The sequence below is a fragment of the Chromobacterium paludis genome (genome assembly GCF_008275125.1).
GTDB lineage: Bacteria > Pseudomonadota > Gammaproteobacteria > Burkholderiales > Chromobacteriaceae > Chromobacterium > Chromobacterium paludis.
On sequence record NZ_CP043473.1, the window covers coordinates 2,876,156 to 2,898,313 of the forward strand.

The following is a 22,158-nucleotide window of genomic DNA, read 5'->3' on the forward strand; positions in this document are numbered from 1 at the left end:
GGCGCTTGGGGATTTCCCACACTTCAAAACAGCTGCTTACTGGCCGCCCGGCTCATTGTCCAGGAAGCTGCGCAGACGCTCGGAGCGGGTCGGGTGGCGCAGCTTGCGCAGCGCCTTGGCCTCGATCTGACGGATGCGCTCGCGGGTCACGTCGAACTGCTTGCCCACTTCTTCCAGCGTGTGGTCGGTGTTCATGTCGATGCCGAAGCGCATGCGCAGAACCTTGGCCTCGCGCGGCGTCAGGGTGTCCAGCACTTCCTTGGTCGCGTCCTTCAGGCTGGAGTACATCGCCGCGTCGGACGGGGCCAGGTTGTTCTGGTCCTCGATGAAGTCGCCGAGATGGGAATCGTCGTCGTCGCCGATCGGGGTTTCCATGGAGATGGGCTCCTTGGAAATCTTCATGATCTTGCGAATCTTCTCTTCCGGCATCTCCATCTTCTCGGCCAGTTCCGCCGGGTCCGGCTCGCGGCCGGTTTCCTGCAGGATTTGACGCGAGATGCGGTTCATCTTGTTGATGGTCTCGATCATGTGCACCGGAATGCGGATGGTGCGCGCCTGGTCCGCGATGGAGCGGGTGATGGCCTGGCGAATCCACCAGGTGGCGTAGGTCGAGAACTTGTAGCCGCGACGGTATTCGAACTTGTCCACCGCCTTCATCAGGCCGATATTGCCCTCCTGGATCAGGTCCAGGAATTGCAGGCCGCGGTTGGTGTACTTCTTGGCGATGGAAATCACCAGACGCAGGTTGGCCTCGATCATTTCCTTCTTGGCGCGGCGCGCCTTGGACTCGCCGGCCGACATCTGGCGGTTGATTTCCTTCAGCGCCTTGATCGACAGCATGGCCTTGTCCTGCAGATCGGACAGGCGGGTCTGCTTCTCGATGATGGCGTGCTTGAAGCGGGTCAACGCCTCGCTCCAGGCCTTGCCGGAGTCGATTTCGGCTTCCACCCAATCCAGGTTGGTCTCGTTGCCCGGGAACACCTTGATGAAGTGGGCGCGGTCCATGCGCACGCGGCTGACGCAGATGTCCTGGATGTCGCGCTCGTAGGTGCGGATCTCGTTGACGCGGCCGCGCAGCGACTCGCACAGGCTCTCCACCTGGCGGGTGGCGAAGCGCACCAGCATGAACTCGGTGGTGATGGCGTCCTGCAGCTCCAGGTATTCCTTGCTCTGCGGACCCTTGGCGCTCAAGGCCTTGACCATCTTGTCGAACAGCAGGCGCACGCCGGCGAAGTGCTCCAGCGCGTGCTGCTTCAGCTCTTCCAGATTGGCCGCGGCGTCGGCGTCGGCGTCAACCGGCGCGCCTTCCTCGTCCTCTTCCTCTTCCTCCTCTTCGTCCAGCAGATCGTCGCTGTCCTCCGGTTCGGCAAATTGGGCTTCGTCTTCGGTCGGGGCGTTGAGGTCGATGAAACCGTCCACCACTTCGTCGACGCGGATTTCATCGCGCGCCACGCGCTCCATCAGCTCCAACACCTCGGCGATGGTGCCGGGGCAGGCGGAGATGGCCTGGATCATGTACTTGAGGCCGTCCTCGATGCGCTTGGCGATTTCGATTTCGCCTTCGCGCGTCAGCAGCTCCACCGAGCCCATTTCGCGCATATACATGCGCACCGGGTCAGTGGTGCGGCCGAATTCGGAGTCTACCGAGGACAGGGCCGCTTCGGCCTCTTCCACGGCGTCCTCGTCCGCCACGGACGGCGTGGCGTCGGACATCAGCAAGGTTTCGGCGTCCGGCGCTTCTTCGCACACCTGAATGCCCAGACCAGCGATCATCGTGACGATGTTTTCGATCTGCTCGGCGTCGGAAACGTCTTCCGGCAGATGGTCATTGATTTCGGCGTAGGTCAGGTACCCACGCTCTTTACCCAGCGCGATCAGCTGGCGCAAGCGTTTCCGCTGCTCTTCCAGGCTCATCACTTCCTGCTGGCTGTCCTGCACATCTTTCTGGTTTTCGGGAGAGGCCGCCATTTCGCTTCCTGCTTGAAAAAAAGCCGAAAAAAACAGTTGATTATAACACAACTACCTAGACTTTTCCGCCGAAACTATCCGTTCGGCGGCGAGAACATTTCCCGCAACAGCTGTCCCATCAAGACCTTCTCCTCTGGCGTCAAGCCCTCGTGCCGGTCCTTCAGTTTTAGCCTTTCCAGCTGCTCCGCATGCAGCATTTTCAACAAGCGCGCGTTGCCGTCCTGGAACAGTTGCCGGTCGTCTTCGCCAGGGTCGGCGAACTCGTCCGGGTCCTGCATCGCCTGCTGCAACACGCTGTCTATCAGTCCCTCGTACGGCGTGCCGCGCAGGCCCTCGATCAACTGCGCCGTATTGGGCGACTCGCCGTGCTCCAGCACGCGCTCCGCCAGCATGGCGAAGCAGGCCAGCTCGTCGGACAGCGCCAGGCTGTCCGGCAGCTGAACGTCTGCCGCCCACTGCGGATTCATCAGCAGCCACTTGATCAGTTTCTTGACCATGGTGGGATTGAGCGGGCGCTGCGAATCGGCTGGCAGCTTGTAGTCGCGCCGCCCGCCCTCGCGGGCGCGACGCGGCTTGGGCTTGCCGCCGCCAGTCAGCATGTCCAGCTCGTCCACATCCACGCCCGCCATCTCGGCCAGGCGCTTCCGTATCATGTAGCCGAAGGCCGGCGCGGCGATCTGCGCCAGCAAGGGCTTGGCGACGCGGATCAGCTCGGCCTGCCCTTCCGGCGTGGCCAGATTGACGCCGCGGCACAGCTCGCGCGTGAAATACACGGACAGCGGCAGGCTCTGCTGGGTCAGCAGTTCTTCAAACGCCTCCGCGCCGAATTCGCGCACATAGCTGTCCGGATCGTGCTCGGTCGGCAGGAACAGGAAGTTCAGCGACTTGCCGTCCACCAGCTGCGACAAGCTGTTTTCCAGCGCGCGCCACGCCGCCTTCTGTCCGGCGGCGTCGCCGTCAAAGCAGAAATAGACCTGATCGGCGTGCTTGAGCAGCTTGCGCACATGTTCGCCCGTAGTGGCAGTACCCAGCGTCGCGACGGCGTAGCTTATGCCGTACTGCGCCAGCGCCACCACGTCCATATAACCTTCGACCACCAGCACCCGGTTTTTATCCCGGATCGCCTGCCGCGCCTCGTACAGGCCGTACAGCTCGCGCCCCTTCTCGAACAGCGGCGTCTCGGGCGAGTTCAGATACTTCGGCTCGCCCTTGCCCAGCACCCGTCCGCCGAAGCCGACGATGGCGCCGCGCTGATTGCGGATCGGGAACATCAACCGGTCGCGGAAACGGTCGTAGCGGCGGCCGCTGTCCTCGGCCACGATCACCAGCCCGGCTTCCACCAGCTTGTCGTCCTGATAGTTCTGGACCGCCGCTTCGAGGTTTTGCCAGCCATCCGGCGCATAGCCCAGGCCATAGCGCGCGGCGACTTCGCCGGTCAGGCCTCGCCCCTTGCAATAGGCCACGGCATTGGCCGCGCCCTTGAGCTCGCGGCGGTAGAAATCACTGGCCTGCTGCATCAGCTGCTCCAGCGATACCTGCTTCTCGCGCGCCTTGCGGCTGGCTTCCGGATTGACCTCGCGCTCGTTCGGCACTTGCATGCCGATGCCCTCGGCCAGCGACTTCACGGCATCGACAAAGCCTATGCCCTGGTACTCCATGACGAAGCCGATGGCCGAGCCGTGCGCGCCGCAGCCGAAGCAGTGGTAAAACTGCTTGCTGGGGCTGACGGTAAATGAGGGCGATTTTTCCTTGTGAAAGGGGCAGCAGGCCATATAGTTCTGCCCGCCCTTCTTCAAGGGGACGTAGCGGTCCACCACGTCGACGATGTCGACGCGGGACAGCAGTTGGTCGATGAAATCCTGCGGAATCAAACGCGGCTGCCTGCGGGCGGATTACGCGCTCAGCCTGGCCTTGATCAAGGCGGAAACCTGCGCCATATCGGCGCGGCCGGCCAGCTGCGGACGCAATACGCCCATTACCTTGCCCATGTCCTGCATGCCGGCGGCGCCGATGTCGGCCACGGCCTGGGCGATCATCGCCTCGATCTCGGCCTGCGACAGCTGCTGCGGCATATAGCCCATCAGCACGTTCATCTCGGCCTGTTCCTTGTCGGCCAGATCCTGGCGCTGCGCGGCCTGGTACTGGGCGATGGAGTCACGACGCTGCTTGATCATCTTGTCGATGACGGCGGTGATGCCGGCGTCGTCCAGTTCGATGCGCTCGTCCACCTCTTTCTGCTTCACGGCGGCCAGCAGCAGGCGAATCGTGGCCAGCTTGTCGGCTTCCTTGGCTTTCATGGCGGACTTCATGTCGTCGGTGATGCGAACTTTGAGGCTCATGTCGTGCTCACTTGGGGTACAGGCTGCGACGGGCAGCAGGGGAAATGCGGGAGTACAAATGGCAAAACCGCAGGCATGGCCTGCGGTCCTGCTTGAAGCCGGAAAACTCTTAGTAGAGTTTCGGCGGCAGCATCTGGCTGCGGATGCGCTTGTAGTGGCGCTTCACGGCGGCAGCGTGCTTGCGCTTGCGCTCGGTGGTCGGCTTTTCGTAGAACTCGCGGGCGCGCAGTTCGGTCAGCAGACCAGTCTTTTCCACAGCGCGCTTGAAGCGACGCAGAGCTACTTCGAACGGTTCGTTCTCTTTAACGCGAATATTCGGCATTTACTTAAGGGTCCTTGATTTCTTTAGGGCAGCGCCAATGGCTCTGCCTGTAAAAACAGCATTTTAGCAATGTTGCGCAAATTGATAAAGTCTAAAAAGCTTCGTCAGGCCTGGGCTGTGGCGTTTCGCGCTGCGGAACAGCGGGCGCTCGGGCCGAAAAACGTCACGGCTTGACGGAAGAAATCACCCCCTCACTAGGAGAACTTGGCGTTGCACTATAAAAACGTTTCGGCATCCGGCCGGCCAGATAGGCGGCGCGGCCAGCTTCCACGGCCAGTTTCATTGCGCGCGCCATCAACACCGGATCGCGCGCGCCGGCGATCGCTGTGTTCATCAGCACGCCGTCGCAGCCCAGTTCCATGGCGATAGCCGCGTCGGACGCGGTGCCGACGCCGGCATCCACGATCACCGGGACCTGGGACTGCTCGATAATCAATTGCAGATTCCACGGATTCAGGATGCCCATGCCGGAGCCGATCAGGCTGGCCAGCGGCATGATCGCGCAGCAGCCGATTTGCTCCAGCTCGCGCGCGACGATGGGATCGTCCGAGGTGTAGACCAACACGTCGAAACCTTCGGCCACCAGCACTTCCGCGGCCTTCAGCGTTTCTCTGACGTTGGGATACAGATTGTTGGGATCGCCCAGCACCTCCAGCTTCACGAAGCGGTGGTCGTCCAGCAGCTCGCGCGCCAGACGAAGGGTGCGGATCGCATCCTCGGCGGAGTAGCACCCCGCCGTGTTGGGCAGCAGGTTATACCGGCTTTGCGGCAAAAAGTCCAGCAAATTCGGTTCGTTAGGATTCTGCCCCAGGTTCACGCGGCGGATCGCCGCGGTAACGATCTCCGTGCCGGAGGCCTCCAGCGCCTCGGCCGTTTGCTCGAAACTGCTGTACTTTCCCGTCCCCACCAGCAAACGAGAATGGAACGTCTTGCCGGCAATCACCAGTTGATCGCTCACCTGCCCACCCCTTCCCTATCCGTTGACACAGTATGACCGGCGCGACCGATTTAGCCGCCGCCGACCGCCACCACGATTTCCAGCACATCGCCGTCCGCCAGCGTCGCTTCGGCGTGACGGCTGCGCGGCACGATCTCGCCGTTGCGCTCGATGGCGATGCGCTTGCCCGTCAAGCCCAGCTCAACCACCAGATCGGCAAACGTGGCTATGCCGGCGAAGCTGCGCGCTTCGCCGTTGATGCTCAGATTCAATTGGCTCATTTTCTCTCCACGCGCTGCACCACCGGCAATTGCCGCACGGCGTTCAACACGCGCTCCAGATGCTCCACGCCTTCCACCTGCAAGCGGAAGTGGATATTGAACAGGCCATCGCCATCGCGGCTGCTGTCCTGCGTGTCGGCGCTCTCGATATTGGCCGAGGCCTGCGAGATGGCGGTGGCGATGTCGGCCAAGGCGCCGCGTTCGTTGCGCGACAGCACGCCCATGGTGACGCCGAACATGCGGTCGCGTTGCGCCTCCCAATTCACTTCCAGCAGCTTGTCGTGATCGGCGCGGCGCGCGTTCGGACACTCCACGCGGTGGATCACCAGGCCCTGGCCCTTGGTGATCACGCCCAGGATTTCGTCACCGGGCAGCGGATTGCAGCAATTGGACAGCTGCACCATGCCGGCCTCGTTGCCGCGTATGGTGATGGGGCCGACGCGCACGCCCTCGCCCAGCCGCTCGCCGGCCAGCTCCAGCATGCGCCGCGCCACCACGATGGGCAGCAGCTTGCCGGCGCCGATCTCCGCCAACACGTCATCAAAGCTGTTCATTTTCTCGCCATAAGTGGCGAAGTATTCGGCGCGCAGTTCTTCGCTGACCGCCAGCGGCGTGGTCGCCAAGGCGCCCACCGCCTGCCGCAACAGCTTCTCGCCCAGCGACACCGCCTCCTCGCGCTGCAGGCTCTTCAGATAATTGCGGATGCCGGAGCGCGCGCGGCCGCTCTGCACGAAGGCCAGCCAGGACGGATTGGGCTTGGCCTGCGTCGAGGTGATGATTTCCACCGTGTCGCCATTGCGCAGCACCGTGCGCAGCGGCACCAGCGCGTGGTTGACACGCGCGGCGATGCAGCGATGGCCGACGTCGGTGTGCACGGCGTAGGCGAAGTCCACCGGCGTGGCCCCTTGCGGCAACACCATGATCTTGCCCTTGGGCGTGAACACGTAGACCTCGTCCGGGAACAGGTCGATCTTGATGTGCTCCAGAAACTCGACCGCGTCCTCGCTCTCCTCCTGCATGTCCAGCAGTTTCTGCAGCCACTGGTGGGTGCGCTGCTGCGCGGTGTTGATGCCCTCGCCGCTCTTGTACATCCAGTGCGAGGCCACGCCAGCCTCCGCCACATTGTGCATCTCGCGGGTGCGGATCTGCATTTCCACCGGCGTGCCATAAGGGCCGAACAGCGTGGTGTGCAGACTTTGATAGCCATTGCCCTTGGGAATGGCGATGTAATCCTTGAATTTGCCCGGAATGGGCTTGTACAGGCTGTGCAGCGCGCCCAGCGCCAGGTAGCAGGCCGGGATGTCGTTGACGACGACGCGGAAGCCGTAGATGTCCAGCACCTCGGAGAAGGACAGGTGCTTCTCCTGCATTTTCTTGTAGATGCTGTAAAGATTTTTCTCGCGGCCCTTGATCGTGGCCTCGATATTGCTCTGCACCAGCCGCTGGCTGACCGCCTGCAGTATCTTGTTGACCACCTCGCGGCGATTGCCGCGCGCGGCGCGCACCGCCTTGGACAGCACGCTGTAGCGGTGCGGATGCAGATGCTTGAACGCCAGGTCCTGCAGCTCGCGATAGACCTTGTTCAGGCCGATGCGGTTGGCGATCGGCGCGTAGATTTCCAGCGTCTCCAGCGCGATGCGATGGCGCTTGTCCTCGCGCATCGAGTCCAGCGTGCGCATATTGTGCAGCCGGTCCGCCAGCTTGACGATGATGACGCGGATGTCGCGCGCCATCGCCAGCACCATCTTGCGGAAGCTCTCGGCCTGAGCCGCTTCCTTGGTCTGGTACTCCAGCCGCTCCAGCTTGGACAGGCCGTCCACCAGGTCGGCGACGATCTTGCCGAACTTCTCGATCAGCGTGGGCTTGGTGACGCCGGTGTCTTCCAGCACGTCATGCAGCAAGGCCGCGGCCAGCCCCTGCACATCCAGCCGCCAGTCGGTGAGCATGGTGGCCACCGCCAACGGATGGGTGATGTAGGGCTCGCCGCTCTTGCGGGTCTGGCCCTCGTGCGCCTCGCGGCTGACCGCGAAAGCCTGCTTGAGCAGGGCGACGTCTTCCGGCTTGAGGTAACGGGCGGCGTTTTCAAAAAAAGCCGCCGCTTCGGATTCGATCAAGGCGTGGTAATCGATACCTGTCTCAATGCCGCTGGCCATCGTCTACTCCAGTACTTCGGATCAGGCCTTGCCGCGGTTCAGGACTTCCTTGCCGACATGGCCGGCAGCGATTTCACGCAGGGCGATCACGGTCGGTTTATGGCGGCCCGGCTCGACAAAGGCGCTCGCGCCGGAAGCCACTTGGCGCGCGCGGTAGGCGGCGGCCAGGGTCAGGTCAAATCGGTTCTGGATGCGATCCAGGCAGTCGTCAACAGTAATACGGGCCATGATGTCTCTCAGCTAAATGACGGTTACAGGGTTCACTATATCGAATTTTCGCCTCGGCCAGACAGCCGGGGCGGCACAATTTTCACTTTGCGCCGGCGGTGCCCATGCGGCGGAACATATCGGCCAGGCGGCGGCACTGCGGCGCGCTCTTCAGGCGCTGCGCGCGCACAATGCTGATCAGGTCCAGCCGCGCGCGCTCGAAGTCGTCGTTGACCACGATGTAATCGTACTCGGCGATCTTGTCGATCTCGGCGCGGGCCGAGGCCAGACGGCGCAGAATCACTTCCTCGGTATCCGTGTCGCGGCCGCGCAGGCGGCGCTCCAGCTCCTCGATGGACGGCGGCGCGATGAAGATGCCGATGGCCTGAGGAAAGACCTTGCGCACCTGCTCCGCGCCTTGCCAGTCGATCTCCAGCAGGATGTCCTGCCCCACGTCCAGCCGGCTGCGGATCCAGGGCGCGCTGGTGCCGTAACAGTTGCCGTAGACTTCGGCCCATTCCAGAAAATCGCCGCGCGCCTTCATGTCCTCAAAGGTGTCGCGGCTGACGAAATGGTAATGCTGGCCGTCGATTTCACCCTTGCGCGCCTGGCGCGTGCTATACGAGATAGACAGCTCCACGCTGGGCTCGGCCTGCAACAGGGCGGCCACCAGCGAAGTCTTGCCGGCGCCGGACGGCGCCACCACGATGTAAATGTTTCCGATGGGCTGGTCCATGGTCTGTTACGAACTTTGCCAAAGAATAATTTTTCAGGATATCACAGTCCGATCATCGTTGTAATGGATGACATATTTTCACATCAAGATTTAGGTGTTTGACAGCCCTCAGGCCGATAATGCGCCGTTTTCGTTTTGACGCAATACACCTTGGAGTCGCGCCGCATGCAACTGCTGGAAAGCTTGTTCAAGCTGAAAGAACATGGCACCACGGTCCGGACCGAAGTCATCGCCGGATTCACCACCTTCCTGACCATGGCCTATATCGTGCTGGTCAACCCGCTGATCCTGTCTTCCACCGGCATGGACCTGAACGCGGTGTTCGTCGCCACCTGCTTGGCCGCGGCGCTCGGCACCGCCATCATGGGCCTGGTGGCCAACTACCCGATCGCGCTGGCGCCGGGCATGGGGCTGAACGCCTACTTTACCTTCAGCGTGGTCAAGGGCATGGGCCTGTCCTGGGAAACCGCGCTGGGCGCGGTGTTCATCTCCGGCATCGTCTTCCTGGCGGTGAGCCTGTTCAAGGTGCGCGAGGCCATCGTCAACGCCATCCCGCAGTCGCTGAAGTTCGCCATCTCGGCCGGCGTCGGCATGTTCCTGGCCATCATCGCGCTGAAGAACGCCGGCATCATCGCGCCGCATCCGGCCACCTATCTGACGCTGGGCGACATCCACAAACCCACCGCCTTGCTGGCCATCTTCGGCTTCTTCCTGATCGTGGCGCTGGAATACCGCAAGGTGCCGGGCTCCATCATCATCGGCATCCTGGTGGTGACCGTGCTGTCCATCGCGCTGGGCCTGTCGCCGTTCAAGGGCATCGTCGCTCCGGTGCCCAGCATGGCGCCCACCTTCATGGCCATGGACATCCAGGGCGCGCTGCACGCCGGCCTGATAGGCGTGATCTTCGTGTTCTTCTTCGTCGACCTGTTCGACACCACCGGCACCCTGGTCGGCGTGTCGCATCGCGCCGGCCTGCTGGACAAGGACGGCAAGCTGCCGCGGCTGAAGCGCGCGCTGATGGCGGACTCCATCGCCATCACCGCCGGCGCCGTGATGGGCACCTCGTCCACCACCGCCTACATCGAATCCGCCGCCGGCACCGCCGTGGGCGGCCGCACCGGCCTGACCGCCGTGGTGGTGGCGCTGCTGTTCCTGGCCGCGCTGTGGCTGTCGCCGCTGGCCGCCACCGTGCCGGCCTACGCCACCGCGCCGGCGCTGTGCTACGTCGCCGTGCTGATGGCGCGCGGCCTGGCGGAAATAGACTGGAACGACCTGACCGAATCCGCCCCGGCGGTGATGACCGCGCTGGCCATGCCCTTCACCTTCTCCATCGCAGACGGCATCGCCTTCGGCTTCATCAGCTACGCCGTGATCAAGATCCTGGCCGGCCGCTTCGCCGACCTGAAGCCCGCGGTGCTGGTCATCGCCGCGCTGTGGGTATTCAAGCTGGCGTTCTTCGCCTAAACGCGGAATAATCGTTTCGCACAAGGGCCTGCCGCTTTGCGCGGCGGGCCTTTTTGCTGGCCGGCGATCCTGCATCGCTCACGCAGTCTCTTGATTTCGAAGTACAATACAGCCATGGAAAACCTCAGCAATCTCGACTACTCCAGCTACCTGAAGGGCTGGATCCGCACCGTGCCGAACTGGCCGCAACAAGGCGTGATGTTCCGCGACATCACCCCGCTGCTGCAAAACCCCAAGACCTTCCGCATGTTGATCGACATCTACGTCCATCGCTACATGACGGAAAAAGTGGACTTGGTGGCCGGCCTGGACGCGCGCGGCTTCATCATCGGTTCCGTGTTGGCCTACGAGCTGAACGTCGGCTTCGTGCCCATCCGCAAGAAGGGCAAGCTGCCCTTCACCACGGTGGAAGAGGAATACGAGCTGGAATACGGCAATGCCGCGGTGGAAATGCACACCGACGCCTGCAAGCCGGGCGACCGCGTGATCCTGATCGACGATCTGGTAGCCACCGGCGGCACCATGATGGCCGGCTACAAGCTGCTCAAGCGCATGGGCGCCGACGTGCTGGAAGCCGCGGCCATCATCGAGCTGCCGGAGCTGGGCGGCGGCCAGCTGGTGCGCGACGGCGGCCTGGACCTGTTCACCGTCTGCAGCTACAAGGGCCACTGAGCCCGCCCTGAAGAAAAAGGAGCCTATCGGCTCCTTTTTGCATTTCCCCTCACCCCATGCGCTGCAAGACCCAGGCCTGCAAAGCCTTGGTATCGTCGATGTCGCCATCGTAATGCGCGTCGGGCAGATAAGGCTGGTTGCTGGCGCGCGGACGATGCCGTATCACCTTCATCGGCAGGTGCAACACCCCAAGGCCGGAAGGCAGCGGTTCGCTGGTCACATCCATATACGTGGTATCGGCATTGGTCATCTGCCCCAGCTGCACGCTGCCCGGAATCTGCTTCACCAGATCGGCGAACATCAGGCAGGAACTGGCGCAGTCCGAGCGTGTGATCCAGGCGATGCGCGGCTTGCCCGCGAAGGTCGCGGGCGCTTTCACCGCGTCGCTGTCATCTTCCCGCAACCACTCCCGCCCTTCCTTCCGCGCCTGCGTCAGCCGCTTTTGCAGCTTTTCCGCCCAGACCCGCGTGGCGGCCGGCAGGCCAGGATAAGCCAGCGCGACTTGCGGATACCGTTCCGACGCCGCGCTGACCCGCCACTCTATGTAGGAATCGCCATCCGCCCGACGCTCCAGCCAAGCCGCATCGTCCTTGCCATACAGGCTTTCCAGCAAGTCCGTCGCATACTGGCTGCTGCCGCCGCGATTGCCCCGCGTATCCAGTACGATCAGCTTGGCCGAACGCAAGGCCTGCATGCCGGCGATCACATTCTGCATTTGCTGTATTCGCTCGCCCTGCGGCATGAAGTCCGCCACCTGCACCCAATACCGGCCCTCCCCCAGATCGCGGATTTCCGGCTTGAAGCTGGCTGGCGGCGGCAAGGGCGAACGGTCGAAGCGACGCGCGCTCATCGCATAATCCTTCTCGCTGCCATCTGCCAGACGGAAGCGGCAACTGGCCGGCAAGGGGCTCAAGGCGCGCAACTGCGCCGACTGCATCGCCGCATAACGCCCCAACTCCCAGCGCTGGCCTTCCAGGGGCTCGCGCCGGTCCAGATAGGGCATGACGTCTTGCCGCAGCGCCGCCTCCGCTGGCTTACCGTCGCAACTGAGCCATTGCGCGCCTTGCGGCGGCAAGGCGGTCGGCCAGTCCTTGGCCACCGCGTCCACCAGCCAGCGGTCGCCCTGCGGCTTGGCCGTCCAGCCCTGCCAGCGATAGAAACGCATCTTGGGCGAGGCGCTGAGCACCACATGCACGTCTTGGAAACCCACTAAATAATATTGCAACGGCCCCAACACCTGCTCCTGGCTCCTGACCTCCCGGGTGAGCCGCAAGGCTTCGGCATAGCCCTGCTCCAGCCAACGGCGGAAGCCTGGATTTTCGCTATCGATGGCGCCAGGGTGAGCATCGACAAGCGTCTGATGCGCGAATGCCAACTGTTCGCGCGCCAAGGCCTGCCAATCCTCGCCCTGCGCCCACCCGGCGCTGGCCAACGCGGCTCCCAGCAGTCCCAAAATCATGTTTATTTTTTTCACACCCCACTCCTTTGATGACGTTTAAATACCAATTGCGCAAAAAGAACCCGGCTTCAGCCGGGCAAGGGACACGGAGTCATACCACTGCTTAATCCTGATCCAGCGACACCTTCACCGCCTGGCCGCTGACGCGCAGCTTCAAGGGCGCGCCCGGCGTATTGATCTTGTCGCCGTCCACTCTGCTAGCCTGGCCCTGGACCTGATAATCCAGCTTGGCCTGGCGGCTGGTGCTCAAATCCAGTTTGACCGCCTGCCCCTGGACATTGACCGTTCCCGACGGCTGCGCGCCGCGCAAGTTCACGTCTGCCTTCACCATCTGTCCATTCAGCGTCAGCGCCGGGCTCGCGCCCTGGAAATCCAGCTTCAACGCCTCGCCCTTGGCCTGCAGCGCATCAAAAGTGCCTGCCAGATCTGCCGTCACCGCATTGCCATCCAGCTTCACGGCGCGCGCCTTGCCCTTCAGGTCCAGCTTGAGCGCCTGGCCATGCATGCGCACGGAGTCGAAATCCCCGTTCAGATCGCCTTCAAAGGCGCTCAGGTCGACATCCACCCGCTTGCCCGGCTTGACGTTGCCCTTGATCGCCAGTCCGCAGCGATCCGATGCCGCCTGGCCCAGATCGATCAAAAAGCTCAACTCGCCGCCGTTGCGGACGATGTCCACCTTGCAACGGGAATCGGACCAGTTGCGTTTCTCCAGATTCAGCTGGTACGGCTTGGCCGCATTGGCGCTCAGCTCCAGCTTCAGCGCGTCGCCGCGAAACTTCAGGCTGTCTATGCCCGCGGCGTCCTCGGCCCTGGCCGCGCCCGCCGCCAGCAACAGGCAGCAGGCGATGTGGATAACTGGTTTCATCGGTTTCCCCCTTGCTCTCATTGCAGGAACAGCCAGCACAGCGCCGCGCATGCCGCCAGGGCGGAGCCAGCTCCGGCCAGACGGTACGCCAGCTGTTCCCGGCTGTGGCGCAGTATGCGGCGGCGGGCGAAAGCCGCGGCGGCCATCTGGCGCGTCTCGGCCAGGATGGCCAGCAGCTGGCTCTCGCTGGCGCGGTCGCTCGCCGCATCGCGGATGTAGCCGCGGTAATCGTTGAGTATCTTGCGCAACTCGGCTTCCGGCAGTTGAACCAGGGTCAGTTGCAATTGCTGCAGGCAGGCATCGTTCTTCATGATCGTCACTCCCGTTCCATTGCCGTGAATCAGGCCGCCGCGCTTTCGCGCTCTTTGCCGGATACCAGTTCGATTTGATACTTCACATAGGCCACCAGCACGCGCCAGGTCAGCCGGGTCAGCCAGACGCAGAACACCAGCCCCAGCGCGCCGCCCAACAGCAGCACCAAGCCCACCACCAACACGCTCATGCCCACGGACAGGCCCGGCAGCGCGTCAATCTGGATATGGTCCATGCCATCCTTCAGCGCGATCTTGCTTTCCGTGATTTCCAGCGAGCTGTCGCCGTCCTTGATCGACAAGCTGCCCTTGGGCCCGCTGGCGTTGAACTTCAGCTCGGTGCCGCCGGTATCGCCCATCACGCGCACCAGGCCTTGCTCCTTATCGACTCGCGCCGTAAAAACGTCGCCGCTCTCTTCATGCAGCGTCAGTTCGCGGATGGCGGTGTCGTTGAGGTTGACTTCCTGGCCATCGACTTGCGCCATCTCCCTGACCGCCGGCTGGCTGGCGTCCACCCGCAGCTTGCCGCGCAGCTTGGACACCAGCAGCGTCTCGCCCTGGCCGGTCTTGAGTTCAAACCGGTCGCCCTCGTCCGGATTCAGGCGCAAGCGGCCGCCATCCATCCAGACCTGCCCGGCATGATCATCCTTGTCGCTGCGCCAGGCCATTTCGGCGCCGCGATCCCCCAGCTTGCCGATGTACCATCCCGAATCCACGCTGCCGATATGCGGCCAGCCGAACACGCCATGGCTGGCCCAGGCCAGCACCACGGTCAGGCCGGCCAGCAGGAAGCTGACCGATACGATGTAGCCTATGGTCAGGAACAGCAGGTAGATCATGAAGGGCAGCGCCAGCACGAAGTTCAGCACGCCCAGCCCGGCGATTGAGGCCATCACCCGCGACAGATTGGTAAAGGAGCGATGCTCCTGCCATTGCTTGTAATGGGTTTGCGCCTTCAGTTCGCGCGCCAGCTTCTGCGGGCTGCCCAAGGCCGCCACCACCTCGGCCTCGTCGCGGCCATCGGCCAGCGCATCGTTGAAATACTCTTCGTAGTCGGCCAGGATTTCGCGCACCATCTCCGGCTTGAGGCCGGAAAGGCCTTGCTCCAGCTGGCTCAAGAATGCTTTGCGTGTCATTGCTGCGCTCCCTCTGTCGGTGCCGTCGCGTCGCTGCGCAGCACGTTTTCCACTTCGGTGACAAACTCCTGCCATTCCTGGCGCATGGTCTCCAGCTCGCGCCGGCCGGCGTCGGTCAGCTTGTAATACTTGCGCGACGGGCCGGACGACGACTCCACCAGATAGGTGCTGACCCAGGACTCGTTCTGCAGGCGGCGCATCAGCGGATAAATCGTGCCTTCGCTGATATCCATGCCCTGCGACAGCTTGCTGACCAATTCATAGGCATAGCTGTCGGCCTGGGCCAACACGGCCAGGACACACATATCAAGCGTGCCTTTTTTCAGTTGTGTCTTCATGTTTGTTTTCCTCGCCGACTGGCAATACACGATACCTTGCATTACAAGGAACATCGTTGGACTGCTGCATCCGGATATCTGACTGAACTGTATGACAAGATACCTTGCATCGCAAGGTATCTTTTATTGTTCTGAAGAACGCCATTGGAATTGAAGCTTTTCCGCGACAGCGCTGCGTAAGCCCACGCATTGCAAAAGCCGCATTCCCAACCATACTTCAGCCATGCCTTTTCACTAACCAATGACATGATTCATTTGGAGAAATCGACGATGGCCCAGGCAGCCAAACCTTCTCTCGCACTCGTACTGGGCGGCGGCGCGCCCAACGCCACCCTGATGGCCGGCGCGCTGGTCGCCTTTATCGAGGCTGGCGTCCGTTTCGACATCATCACCGCCTCCGGCGCCGGCGCCATCGTAGGGCTGCTCTATGTCGCGCCCAAGCAGGGCGATGCCATCTCCGCGCTGAGCAAACTGGCTGACATGGGCGTATCAGACCCGATCTACAATCTGTTTCCGGTCAATTACAAGGTGTTCAACAAGCCCGGCCTGCTCGCGGATGCCTGGCGCGCCATGCAGGCGCGCAATCCCGTGCTGCAAACCATCCAGCAACAGGCGGACAACAGCCCGGCGCAGCGCCTGCTGGCGGACTGGACCGCCTTCATGATGGCCGCGCTGTGTCCCAGCGGCCTGAGCAGCGAAAGCCAGGGCCTGTGCGCCCACGTGCCCTTCATCGAACAGATCGTCGATTTCGACAAGCTGAAGGATATTGAGCCGGCGTTCTATCTGAACGCCTACAACCTCACCCACGGCGAGATGCGCTGCTGGGACAAGCGCGAGATCACGCACGAGCACTTCCTGGCAGCCTTGTCCTTCCCCTTCATCTACCCGCCGTACAAGCTGGCGGACGGCGACTATATCGAAGGCGCGGCCATCGACACCCTGAACTTCAAGCGCCTGTTCGAGCTGCACCCGCACATCGACTACACCGTGGTGTTCGACGTGCTGGGCAGCGACAAGCTGCTGCATCCGCCGCGCGACCTGTACGACGCCTGGGTACAATCCATCATCGTGCCGCTGACCGCCATCGCCCGCGACGACCTGAAACTGTTCCAGGCCCTGCACAACCGCGATGCGAACGGCCGTCCGCGCACCGAGGTGTTGAAGATAGACTTTGAAGCGCAGCTCAAACGCGATGAGCAGCGCGAGCAGCTGGACTGGTCGTACTCCAATCTGGACCGGCTCTATCAGGCAGGCTATCGGGCCGGCCAGGAGGCTTGCCGGCAATATCCGCGACAACTGGGCTTGTGACGCCCCCAACCAAACAGGAGAGCCCATGGCCATCCCCGCCCCAGTCAACGGCCAGGTCACCGATGCCGTCACTCAGGCCAACGTCAAAGTCCTGGGCGATGCCCCCGCCATGGCCGCCGGCGAGCTGTACCAACAAGCGCTGCACAATCGGAACCTCACGCGGCAAAATGCGGCCGACAACTCGCGACAACCGAACGAAACCGATCTAGCGGCGGGGGATAGGGAGAAGCTGGAAGCCTTGATCCGCCAGCTGAAATCAGAGTAAGGCTCTCCTCTCGGCCATGCAAAAGGGCTGCCTTGCGGCAGCCCTTTGATTTGGCCAAATTCAAACTAGGCTCAGTACCACTCGATGCCCGGCTTCTCGGTGGAGATCACGGTGCCGGCCTCGCCCTTGACGATCTTCTCGATGTCTTCCAGCGCGCCGATCACGGCCTTCTTGCCGGTCAGGCGGGCGAACTCGCAGGCGGCCTCCACCTTGGGGCCCATGGAGCCGGCGGCGAAGCCCAGCTTATCCATCTCGTCCGGGTGGGCCTGGCGGATGGCCTTGGCTTCCGGCGTGCCCCAGCCGACGAACACGGTCTTGACGTCGGTGGCGATCACGAAGTAATCGGCGTCGATCTCGCGCGCCAGCAGGGCCGAGGCCAGGTCCTTGTCGATCACCGCTTCCACGCCGACCAGCTTGTCGCCCTCGTACATGGTGGGAATGCCGCCGCCGCCGGCCGCGATCACCACCACGCCCTTCTCGATCAGCCACTTGATCGGGCGCATTTCGAAAATGCGCTTCGGTTTCGGGCTCGGCACCACGCGGCGGTAATACTGGCCGTCGGCCTTGACCGTCCAGCCCTTGTCGGCGGCCAGCTTTTCAGCCTCTTCCTTGGTGTAGACCGGGCCGACGAACTTGGTCGGGTTCTGGAAAGCCGGGTCGTTGGCGTCCACTTCGGTCTGCGTCAGGATGGTGGCGATGGGCACTTCGAACGGCAGCACATTGCCCAGTTCCTGCTCCACCATATAGCCGATCATGCCCTCAGTCTGGGCGCCCAGCACGTCCAGCGGGTACGGCGTCACCTTGTCGTCCACGTGGCGGGCGTAGGCGTCGTTCTGCAGGCCCAAGAGGCCCACTTGCGGGCCATTGCCGTGGCACATCACCAGGTTGTGGCCCAGCCGGGTCACGGCGGCCAGTTGCTCGGCGGCCACTCTGACATTGGCGCGCTGGTTATCGGCGGTCATGGCTTCGCCACGACGTTGCAGGGCATTGCCGCCCAAGGCTACGACGACTCGCATAAATCTTTCCTTCCCAATTCTTTCAACGACGCCGGCCAAGGCTTCCGGTCAGGAGGCCTTGGCCGGTTGATGTGTGGTCGGGCTGGTTTTCAGCCCTGTGTCGCCTATCGCGAAGCGTCTGAAAGACGCTTCGCTCAGGCTTAGTCGCCCAGCGTGGCCACCAGGATGGCCTTGATGGTGTGCATGCGGTTCTCGGCCTGTTCGAAGGCGATGCAGGCTTCGGACTCGAACACGTCCTCGGTCACTTCAATGCCATTGGCCAGTTCCGGGTACTGGGCGGAGATTTCCTTGCCCACCTTGGTTTCGCTGTTGTGGAAGGCCGGCAGGCAGTGCATGAACATCACGCGCGGGTTGCCGGAGGCTGCCATCAGCTCGCTGTTCACTTGGTAAGGCTTCAGCAGCTTGATGCGCTCGGCCCACACTTCGGCCGGTTCGCCCATGGACACCCAAACGTCGGTATGGATGAAGTCGGTGTCCTTGACGGCTTCCTTGGCGTCTTCCGTCAGGGTGATGCGGGCGCCGGTGCGCTTGGCCACTTCGCGGCACTCGGCCACCAGCTCGTCGGTCGGCCACAGGTGCTTGGGCGCGCCGATGCGCACGTCCATGCCCAGCTTGGAGCCGATCACCAGCAGCGAGTTGCCCATATTGTTGCGGGCGTCGCCGAGGTAGGTGTAGCGGATCTGCGAGATCGGCTTGTCGCTGTGCTCCCACATGGTCAGCACGTCGGCCAGCATCTGGGTCGGGTGGTATTCGTCGGTCAGGCCGTTGTAGACCGGCACGCCGGCGTAAGCGGCCAGCTCGTGCTCCACCATGTCCTGGCTGTAGCCGCGGTATTCGATCGCGTCGTACATGCGGCCCAGCACGCGGGCGGTGTCCTTCATCGACTCCTTGTGGCCGATCTGGGAGCCGGACGGTCCGATGTAGGACACGTTGGCGCCTTGGTCGAAGCAGGCCACTTCAAACGCGCAGCGGGTGCGGGTGGAAGTCTTTTCGAAAATCAGGGCGACGTTCTTGCCCTTCAGGTGTTGCTGTTCGGTGCCGGTGTACTTGGCGCGCTTCAGGTCGCGGGACAGGTCCAGCAGATAACGGATTTCACGCGGGGTGAAGTCCAGCATTTTCAGGAAGTTACGGTTGCGCAGATTGAAAGCCATGATGATGCTCCTGATTAGAGTCTGGGCAAGCGGGCCGTCGCTCCCGGAGGAGCCGGCGGTCAACCTGTCATTTTTGCAAATAAACGGAATTCGGTATTTCAAGCCCGGCCGGTTGCCCGGCCGGAGATAAACAGCCTTACACCTTCACTTCGTCGCGGATGATCGGGCAGGTCATGCAGTGGCCGCCGCCGCGGCCGCGGCCCAGTTCGGATGCCGGGATTTCGATCACTTCCACGCCGTGCTCGCGCATCAGGCGGTTGGTGTAGGTGTTGCGGTCATAGGCCACCACCACGCGGCGGTCCAGCGCCACCACGTTGTTGCCGTCGTCCCATTGCTCGCGTTCGCGCTGGTAAGCGTCGCCGCCGGTCTGGATCACGCGGATCTCGGCCAGGCCCAGCGCCTCGCGCACCACGTCCACCAGCTTGCGGCCCTCATGGCGCTCGAAGCGGACTTCGCCTTCGCGGTCGCCGGCGTAAATGCTGGTGCAGGCAATCTCGTCCACCACGTCCGGGAACACGGACAGGAGGTCGATGTCGAGGAAGCTGAACACGGTGTCCAAGTGCATGGCCGCGCGGGATTTCGGCATCTGGCAGGCGATCACGCGCTTGGCGCCGCCTTCCTTGTGCAACACGCGCTTGGCCACTTGCACCACGGCTTGCGGGCTGGTGCGCTCGCCCATGCCGATCAACACCACGCCGTTGCCGATGGGCATCACGTCGCCGCCTTCCAGGGTGGCCGGGCCGTGATCCACGTCGCAGTCGCCCCACCATACATTCACCTTGCCGGCGAAGTAGGGGTGGAACTGGTAGATGGACTGCAGCACCAGCGTTTCCTGGCGGCGGGCCGGCCAGTACATCGGGTTCAGCGTCACGCCCTCATAAATCCAGCAGGACGGGTCGCGCTGGAACAGGCTGTTCGGAATCGGGGGCAGCACGAATTCGGAACGGTCCAGATAGCCGCCGAACAAGCCTTTCGGGTCGAACGGCAGTTCGAACTTGGCGATGCCGCCCACCAGATGGTCGGCCAGTTGCGAAGACGGCATTTCATTGAGCCAGCTGCGCAGGTCGGACTGCATGCCGATGCCCACGTTGTCGGTCTTGATCTTGCGGTCCAGAACCCAGTTGCGGGCGGCCTTGTCGTCCAGCACCTTGGCCAGCGCGTCATGCACTTCGATCACCTCGATGCCGCGGGCCCGCATTTGCTCAACCATGTAAGCGTGGTCTTTTTGCGCGCGTTCCACCCAGATCACGTCATCGAACAGCAGGTCATGGCAATTGTCCGGGGTCAGGCGCTTGTGGGCCAGGCCAGGACGGCACACCATGACAGTTCGCAGCTTGCCGCACTCGGAATGAACACCAAACTTGGTCATAACGATACTCCTTGAGTCTTGTCTGCCTTAGGGACGGACCGGCCGTCCCCCCGACTGGTTTCAAAATTCTTCGCTTACAGGCCGATGGTGCCGGCTGCCAGCATGTAGACTGCGATCGCAGCCAGCACCACCACGATGGCGGCCAGCACGGCTTCGATCATATTGAACGGTTTCTGGCCCTGTTCTTTCTTGGCCCACAGGTAGAACAGCAGGCCCGGTGCGTACAACACCATGGACAGGAACAGGTACTTGGGACCGGCGGCGTAGATCAGCCAGGCGCCATAGACGGTGGCCAGGATGGCCGTGCCCAGCTCCTTGCCGCGGCCTTCGCCTTCGGCGTAGCCCTCGCCGCGTTGCGCCACCAGCCAGGAGTAGCCGGCGCACAGCAGGTAGGGAATCAGAATCATCGAGGTGGCCAGCGACAGCAGCGCCAGGTAGCCGGCCGAGCTCTTCAGCGTGATCAGCAGGAACAGCTGGATCAGGCCATTGGTCAGCCACAGCGAGGCAGCCGGAGTGTCGTTGGCGTTGGTGGTGCCGAACACCTTGGGCATCACGCCATCCTTGCCGGCGAGGTAAGGCGCTTCGGCGGCCAGCAGGGTCCAGGCCAGCAGCGCGCCGCCGACGGAGATCACCAGACCGGCGTTCATCAGGTTGGCGCCGAAGGAACCAAAGGCTTTTTGCAGCACATAGGCGGTGGACGGGTTCTTCAAGGCGGCCAGTTCCGGCTGAGTCATCACGCCCAGCGACAGCACCGACACGGCGACCAAGAGCGCGATGGTCAACAGGAAGCCGATCACGGTGGCCTTGCCCACGTCCTTCATGCTTTCGGCGCGGCCGGAGAACATCGAGGCGCCTTCAATGCCGATGAACACCCACACCGTCACCAGCATGGTGCTCTTCACCTGATCGACGATGGAGCCAAGCTTGGCGTTGCCCCAGAACTCGAGATTGAAGGTATCCACCTTGAAGGCGAACACGATCAGCGCGATGAACAGCGCCAGCGGCACCAGTTTGGCAATCGTGGTGATGGTGTTGATGAAGGCCGCGCCGTGCACCCCGCGCAACACCAGGAAGTGCAGCGCCCACAGCAGCACCGAGGCGCAGACGATGGCGGTGGGCGTGTTGCCGTCGCCGAATACCGGGAACCAGAAGCCCAGCGCCGAGAACATCACCACAAAGTACGACACATTGCCGATCCAGGCCGAGATCCAGTAACCCCAGGCCGAATTGAAGCCCATGTAGTCGCCGAAGCCGGCTTTGGCGTAGCCATACACGCCGCCCGACACTTCAGGCTTGCGCGAGGCCAGCATCTGGAACACGAAGGCCAAAGCCAGCATGCCGACGAAGGTGATGGCCCAGCCTATCAGAATGGCGCCGGCGCCGGCGCCGGCCGCCATATTTTGCGGCAGCGAGAAGATGCCGCCGCCTATCATGGAGCCGACGACTAGCGCGGTCAGCGCGCCTAGCTTGAGCCGGGGCGAACCGCCTTCCGTTACGCCGGCTTGGCTTGCAGTTTCAGTGGACATTTTCATTCTCCAATTAACGAGGTATGGCGTGATTTATCATTAAATTCTTATCATCTGAAACGATGGTATACCGCGTGAAATCGACCCTTCCAGACGAGTCATCGGCTCGATTGACATGTATCAAGCCCCTTTGGACTGAAACCGTCGAACTACAGAATTTGCGACTCAGGCTTACGTCAAAGCGTCATTGAAACTGGCAGTCATTCGCAAATACGGTCCAAGCCAGCGACCACACTCAGCATAGGACAAGCCCGGGAAAGCGAAAGATCGTGTCCTCAGCCGTCTGATCCAACGCAAAAAAATGAAGAAATCCATTAAAAACAAGAAATTAGGGA

22 protein-coding genes are annotated in these 22,158 nt (G+C 62.6%); 4 read left to right on the plus strand and 18 right to left on the minus strand.

From position 1 onward, the window contains the following. Positions 1 to 36: 36 nt before the first annotated feature. The 9 genes from rpoD to gmk form a co-directional block, all read right to left on the minus strand. Positions 37 to 1,968, minus strand: a complete 1,932-nt coding sequence (rpoD, locus tag FYK34_RS13580) for an RNA polymerase sigma factor RpoD (RefSeq protein ID WP_149297249.1) — start codon at positions 1,966 to 1,968, stop codon at positions 37 to 39. Positions 1,969 to 2,042: 74 nt separating this feature from the next. Further along, a complete protein-coding gene (gene dnaG / locus FYK34_RS13585) occupies positions 2,043 to 3,839 on the minus strand; it encodes a DNA primase (protein WP_149297251.1) in 1,797 nt (598 codons plus the stop codon). 21 nt (positions 3,840 to 3,860) lie between these two features. Continuing rightward, positions 3,861 to 4,307, minus strand: a complete 447-nt coding sequence (locus tag FYK34_RS13590; RefSeq protein WP_149297253.1) for a GatB/YqeY domain-containing protein — start codon at positions 4,305 to 4,307, stop codon at positions 3,861 to 3,863. Positions 4,308 to 4,416: 109 nt separating this feature from the next. Then, entirely contained in the window at positions 4,417 to 4,629 is a 213-nt protein-coding gene (rpsU, locus tag FYK34_RS13595; RefSeq protein ID WP_043578765.1) for a 30S ribosomal protein S21, read from the minus strand. 163 nt (positions 4,630 to 4,792) lie between these two features. Next, positions 4,793 to 5,587: a thiazole synthase gene (locus FYK34_RS13600; RefSeq protein WP_149297255.1), complete on the minus strand. Its 795-nt coding sequence runs from the start codon at positions 5,585 to 5,587 to the stop codon at positions 4,793 to 4,795. Between the two features lie 50 nt (positions 5,588 to 5,637). Then, on the minus strand, positions 5,638 to 5,847 hold the full coding sequence (gene thiS, locus FYK34_RS13605) for a sulfur carrier protein ThiS (protein WP_149297256.1): 210 nt from the start codon (positions 5,845 to 5,847) through the stop codon (positions 5,638 to 5,640). Beyond that, the gene (locus FYK34_RS13610) at positions 5,844 to 8,000 is read right to left on the minus strand and encodes a RelA/SpoT family protein (RefSeq protein WP_149297258.1); all 2,157 of its coding nucleotides are present in this window, start codon (positions 7,998 to 8,000) and stop codon (positions 5,844 to 5,846) included. Before FYK34_RS13610 ends, thiS begins: the two co-directional genes overlap by 4 nt. A 21-nt stretch (positions 8,001 to 8,021) precedes the next feature. Then, the gene (rpoZ, locus tag FYK34_RS13615) at positions 8,022 to 8,228 is read right to left on the minus strand and encodes a DNA-directed RNA polymerase subunit omega (RefSeq protein ID WP_011137316.1); all 207 of its coding nucleotides are present in this window, start codon (positions 8,226 to 8,228) and stop codon (positions 8,022 to 8,024) included. An 82-nt stretch (positions 8,229 to 8,310) separates the two neighbouring features. Further along, positions 8,311 to 8,943, minus strand: coding sequence for a guanylate kinase (gene gmk / locus FYK34_RS13620; RefSeq protein ID WP_149297260.1), 633 nt, complete (start codon positions 8,941 to 8,943; stop codon positions 8,311 to 8,313). Positions 8,944 to 9,093: 150 nt separating this feature from the next. On the opposite strand from gmk, the gene FYK34_RS13625 reads away from it, so the two are divergent. Together FYK34_RS13625 and FYK34_RS13630 are read left to right on the plus strand one after the other, a co-directional pair. After that, on the plus strand, positions 9,094 to 10,407 hold the full coding sequence (locus FYK34_RS13625) for an NCS2 family permease (RefSeq protein WP_196782495.1): 1,314 nt from the start codon (positions 9,094 to 9,096) through the stop codon (positions 10,405 to 10,407). Between the two features lie 114 nt (positions 10,408 to 10,521). Further along, positions 10,522 to 11,079, plus strand: a complete 558-nt coding sequence (locus FYK34_RS13630; RefSeq protein WP_149297264.1) for an adenine phosphoribosyltransferase — start codon at positions 10,522 to 10,524, stop codon at positions 11,077 to 11,079. 49 nt (positions 11,080 to 11,128) lie between these two features. Here FYK34_RS13630 and FYK34_RS13635 read toward each other — a convergent pair whose 3' ends face one another. The 5 genes from FYK34_RS13635 to FYK34_RS13655 form a co-directional block, all read right to left on the minus strand. Next, positions 11,129 to 12,538 (minus strand): S41 family peptidase, encoded by a 1,410-nt coding sequence (locus FYK34_RS13635; RefSeq protein WP_149297266.1) that lies wholly within the window; start codon positions 12,536 to 12,538, stop codon positions 11,129 to 11,131. 103 nt (positions 12,539 to 12,641) lie between these two features. Further along, positions 12,642 to 13,403 carry a hypothetical protein gene (locus tag FYK34_RS13640; RefSeq protein ID WP_149297268.1) on the minus strand — a complete coding sequence of 254 codons (762 nt, stop codon included), beginning with the start codon at positions 13,401 to 13,403 and terminating at the stop codon, positions 12,642 to 12,644. Between the two features lie 17 nt (positions 13,404 to 13,420). Further along, positions 13,421 to 13,714, minus strand: coding sequence for a hypothetical protein (locus FYK34_RS13645; RefSeq protein WP_149297270.1), 294 nt, complete (start codon positions 13,712 to 13,714; stop codon positions 13,421 to 13,423). 29 nt (positions 13,715 to 13,743) lie between these two features. Then, on the minus strand, positions 13,744 to 14,850 hold the full coding sequence (locus FYK34_RS13650; RefSeq protein ID WP_168209747.1) for a DUF1700 domain-containing protein: 1,107 nt from the start codon (positions 14,848 to 14,850) through the stop codon (positions 13,744 to 13,746). Beyond that, on the minus strand, positions 14,847 to 15,188 hold the full coding sequence (locus FYK34_RS13655) for a PadR family transcriptional regulator (protein ID WP_149297273.1): 342 nt from the start codon (positions 15,186 to 15,188) through the stop codon (positions 14,847 to 14,849). The genes FYK34_RS13650 and FYK34_RS13655 overlap by 4 nt, the downstream gene beginning before the upstream one ends. A 270-nt stretch (positions 15,189 to 15,458) precedes the next feature. On the opposite strand from FYK34_RS13655, the gene FYK34_RS13660 reads away from it, so the two are divergent. Then, on the plus strand, positions 15,459 to 16,496 hold the full coding sequence (locus tag FYK34_RS13660) for a patatin-like phospholipase family protein (protein ID WP_149297275.1): 1,038 nt from the start codon (positions 15,459 to 15,461) through the stop codon (positions 16,494 to 16,496). A 25-nt stretch (positions 16,497 to 16,521) separates the two neighbouring features. Then, positions 16,522 to 16,761, plus strand: a complete 240-nt coding sequence (locus FYK34_RS13665) for a RebB family R body protein (protein WP_149297277.1) — start codon at positions 16,522 to 16,524, stop codon at positions 16,759 to 16,761. A 71-nt stretch (positions 16,762 to 16,832) separates the two neighbouring features. Here FYK34_RS13665 and arcC read toward each other — a convergent pair whose 3' ends face one another. The 4 genes from arcC to arcD all read right to left on the minus strand — a co-directional run bounded on the left by arcC (position 16,833) and on the right by arcD (position 21,823). Next, positions 16,833 to 17,777 (minus strand): carbamate kinase, encoded by a 945-nt coding sequence (gene arcC, locus FYK34_RS13670; protein WP_149297279.1) that lies wholly within the window; start codon positions 17,775 to 17,777, stop codon positions 16,833 to 16,835. Positions 17,778 to 17,917: 140 nt separating this feature from the next. Next, entirely contained in the window at positions 17,918 to 18,928 is a 1,011-nt protein-coding gene (locus FYK34_RS13675) for an ornithine carbamoyltransferase (RefSeq protein WP_149297281.1), read from the minus strand. 136 nt (positions 18,929 to 19,064) lie between these two features. Next, positions 19,065 to 20,297, minus strand: a complete 1,233-nt coding sequence (locus tag FYK34_RS13680; protein ID WP_149297283.1) for an arginine deiminase — start codon at positions 20,295 to 20,297, stop codon at positions 19,065 to 19,067. A gap of 74 nt (positions 20,298 to 20,371) precedes the next feature. Further along, on the minus strand, positions 20,372 to 21,823 hold the full coding sequence (gene arcD, locus FYK34_RS13685) for an arginine-ornithine antiporter (RefSeq protein WP_149297285.1): 1,452 nt from the start codon (positions 21,821 to 21,823) through the stop codon (positions 20,372 to 20,374). Positions 21,824 to 22,158: the final 335 nt, after the last annotated feature.

Bases quoted from the DNA above. Each gene is read 5' to 3' on its own strand.
- rpoD (WP_149297249.1), bottom strand. From the start codon at position 1,968: ATGGCGGCCTCTCCCGAAAACCAGAAAGATGTGCAGGACAGCCAGCAG.
- FYK34_RS13590 (WP_149297253.1), bottom strand. From the start codon at position 4,307: ATGAGCCTCAAAGTTCGCATCACCGACGACATGAAGTCCGCCATGAAA.
- rpsU (WP_043578765.1), bottom strand. From the start codon at position 4,629: ATGCCGAATATTCGCGTTAAAGAGAACGAACCGTTCGAAGTAGCTCTG.
- thiS (WP_149297256.1), bottom strand. From the start codon at position 5,847: ATGAGCCAATTGAATCTGAGCATCAACGGCGAAGCGCGCAGCTTCGCC.
- FYK34_RS13610 (WP_149297258.1), bottom strand. From the start codon at position 8,000: ATGGCCAGCGGCATTGAGACAGGTATCGATTACCACGCCTTGATCGAA.
- rpoZ (WP_011137316.1), bottom strand. From the start codon at position 8,228: ATGGCCCGTATTACTGTTGACGACTGCCTGGATCGCATCCAGAACCGA.
- gmk (WP_149297260.1), bottom strand. From the start codon at position 8,943: ATGGACCAGCCCATCGGAAACATTTACATCGTGGTGGCGCCGTCCGGC.
- FYK34_RS13630 (WP_149297264.1), top strand. From the start codon at position 10,522: ATGGAAAACCTCAGCAATCTCGACTACTCCAGCTACCTGAAGGGCTGG.
- FYK34_RS13635 (WP_149297266.1), bottom strand. From the start codon at position 12,538: ATGATTTTGGGACTGCTGGGAGCCGCGTTGGCCAGCGCCGGGTGGGCG.
- FYK34_RS13640 (WP_149297268.1), bottom strand. From the start codon at position 13,403: ATGAAACCAGTTATCCACATCGCCTGCTGCCTGTTGCTGGCGGCGGGC.
- FYK34_RS13645 (WP_149297270.1), bottom strand. From the start codon at position 13,714: ATGAAGAACGATGCCTGCCTGCAGCAATTGCAACTGACCCTGGTTCAA.
- FYK34_RS13650 (WP_168209747.1), bottom strand. From the start codon at position 14,850: ATGACACGCAAAGCATTCTTGAGCCAGCTGGAGCAAGGCCTTTCCGGC.
- FYK34_RS13655 (WP_149297273.1), bottom strand. From the start codon at position 15,188: ATGAAGACACAACTGAAAAAAGGCACGCTTGATATGTGTGTCCTGGCC.
- FYK34_RS13660 (WP_149297275.1), top strand. From the start codon at position 15,459: ATGGCCCAGGCAGCCAAACCTTCTCTCGCACTCGTACTGGGCGGCGGC.
- FYK34_RS13665 (WP_149297277.1), top strand. From the start codon at position 16,522: ATGGCCATCCCCGCCCCAGTCAACGGCCAGGTCACCGATGCCGTCACT.
- arcC (WP_149297279.1), bottom strand. From the start codon at position 17,777: ATGCGAGTCGTCGTAGCCTTGGGCGGCAATGCCCTGCAACGTCGTGGC.
- FYK34_RS13675 (WP_149297281.1), bottom strand. From the start codon at position 18,928: ATGGCTTTCAATCTGCGCAACCGTAACTTCCTGAAAATGCTGGACTTC.
- FYK34_RS13680 (WP_149297283.1), bottom strand. From the start codon at position 20,297: ATGACCAAGTTTGGTGTTCATTCCGAGTGCGGCAAGCTGCGAACTGTC.
- arcD (WP_149297285.1), bottom strand. From the start codon at position 21,823: ATGTCCACTGAAACTGCAAGCCAAGCCGGCGTAACGGAAGGCGGTTCG.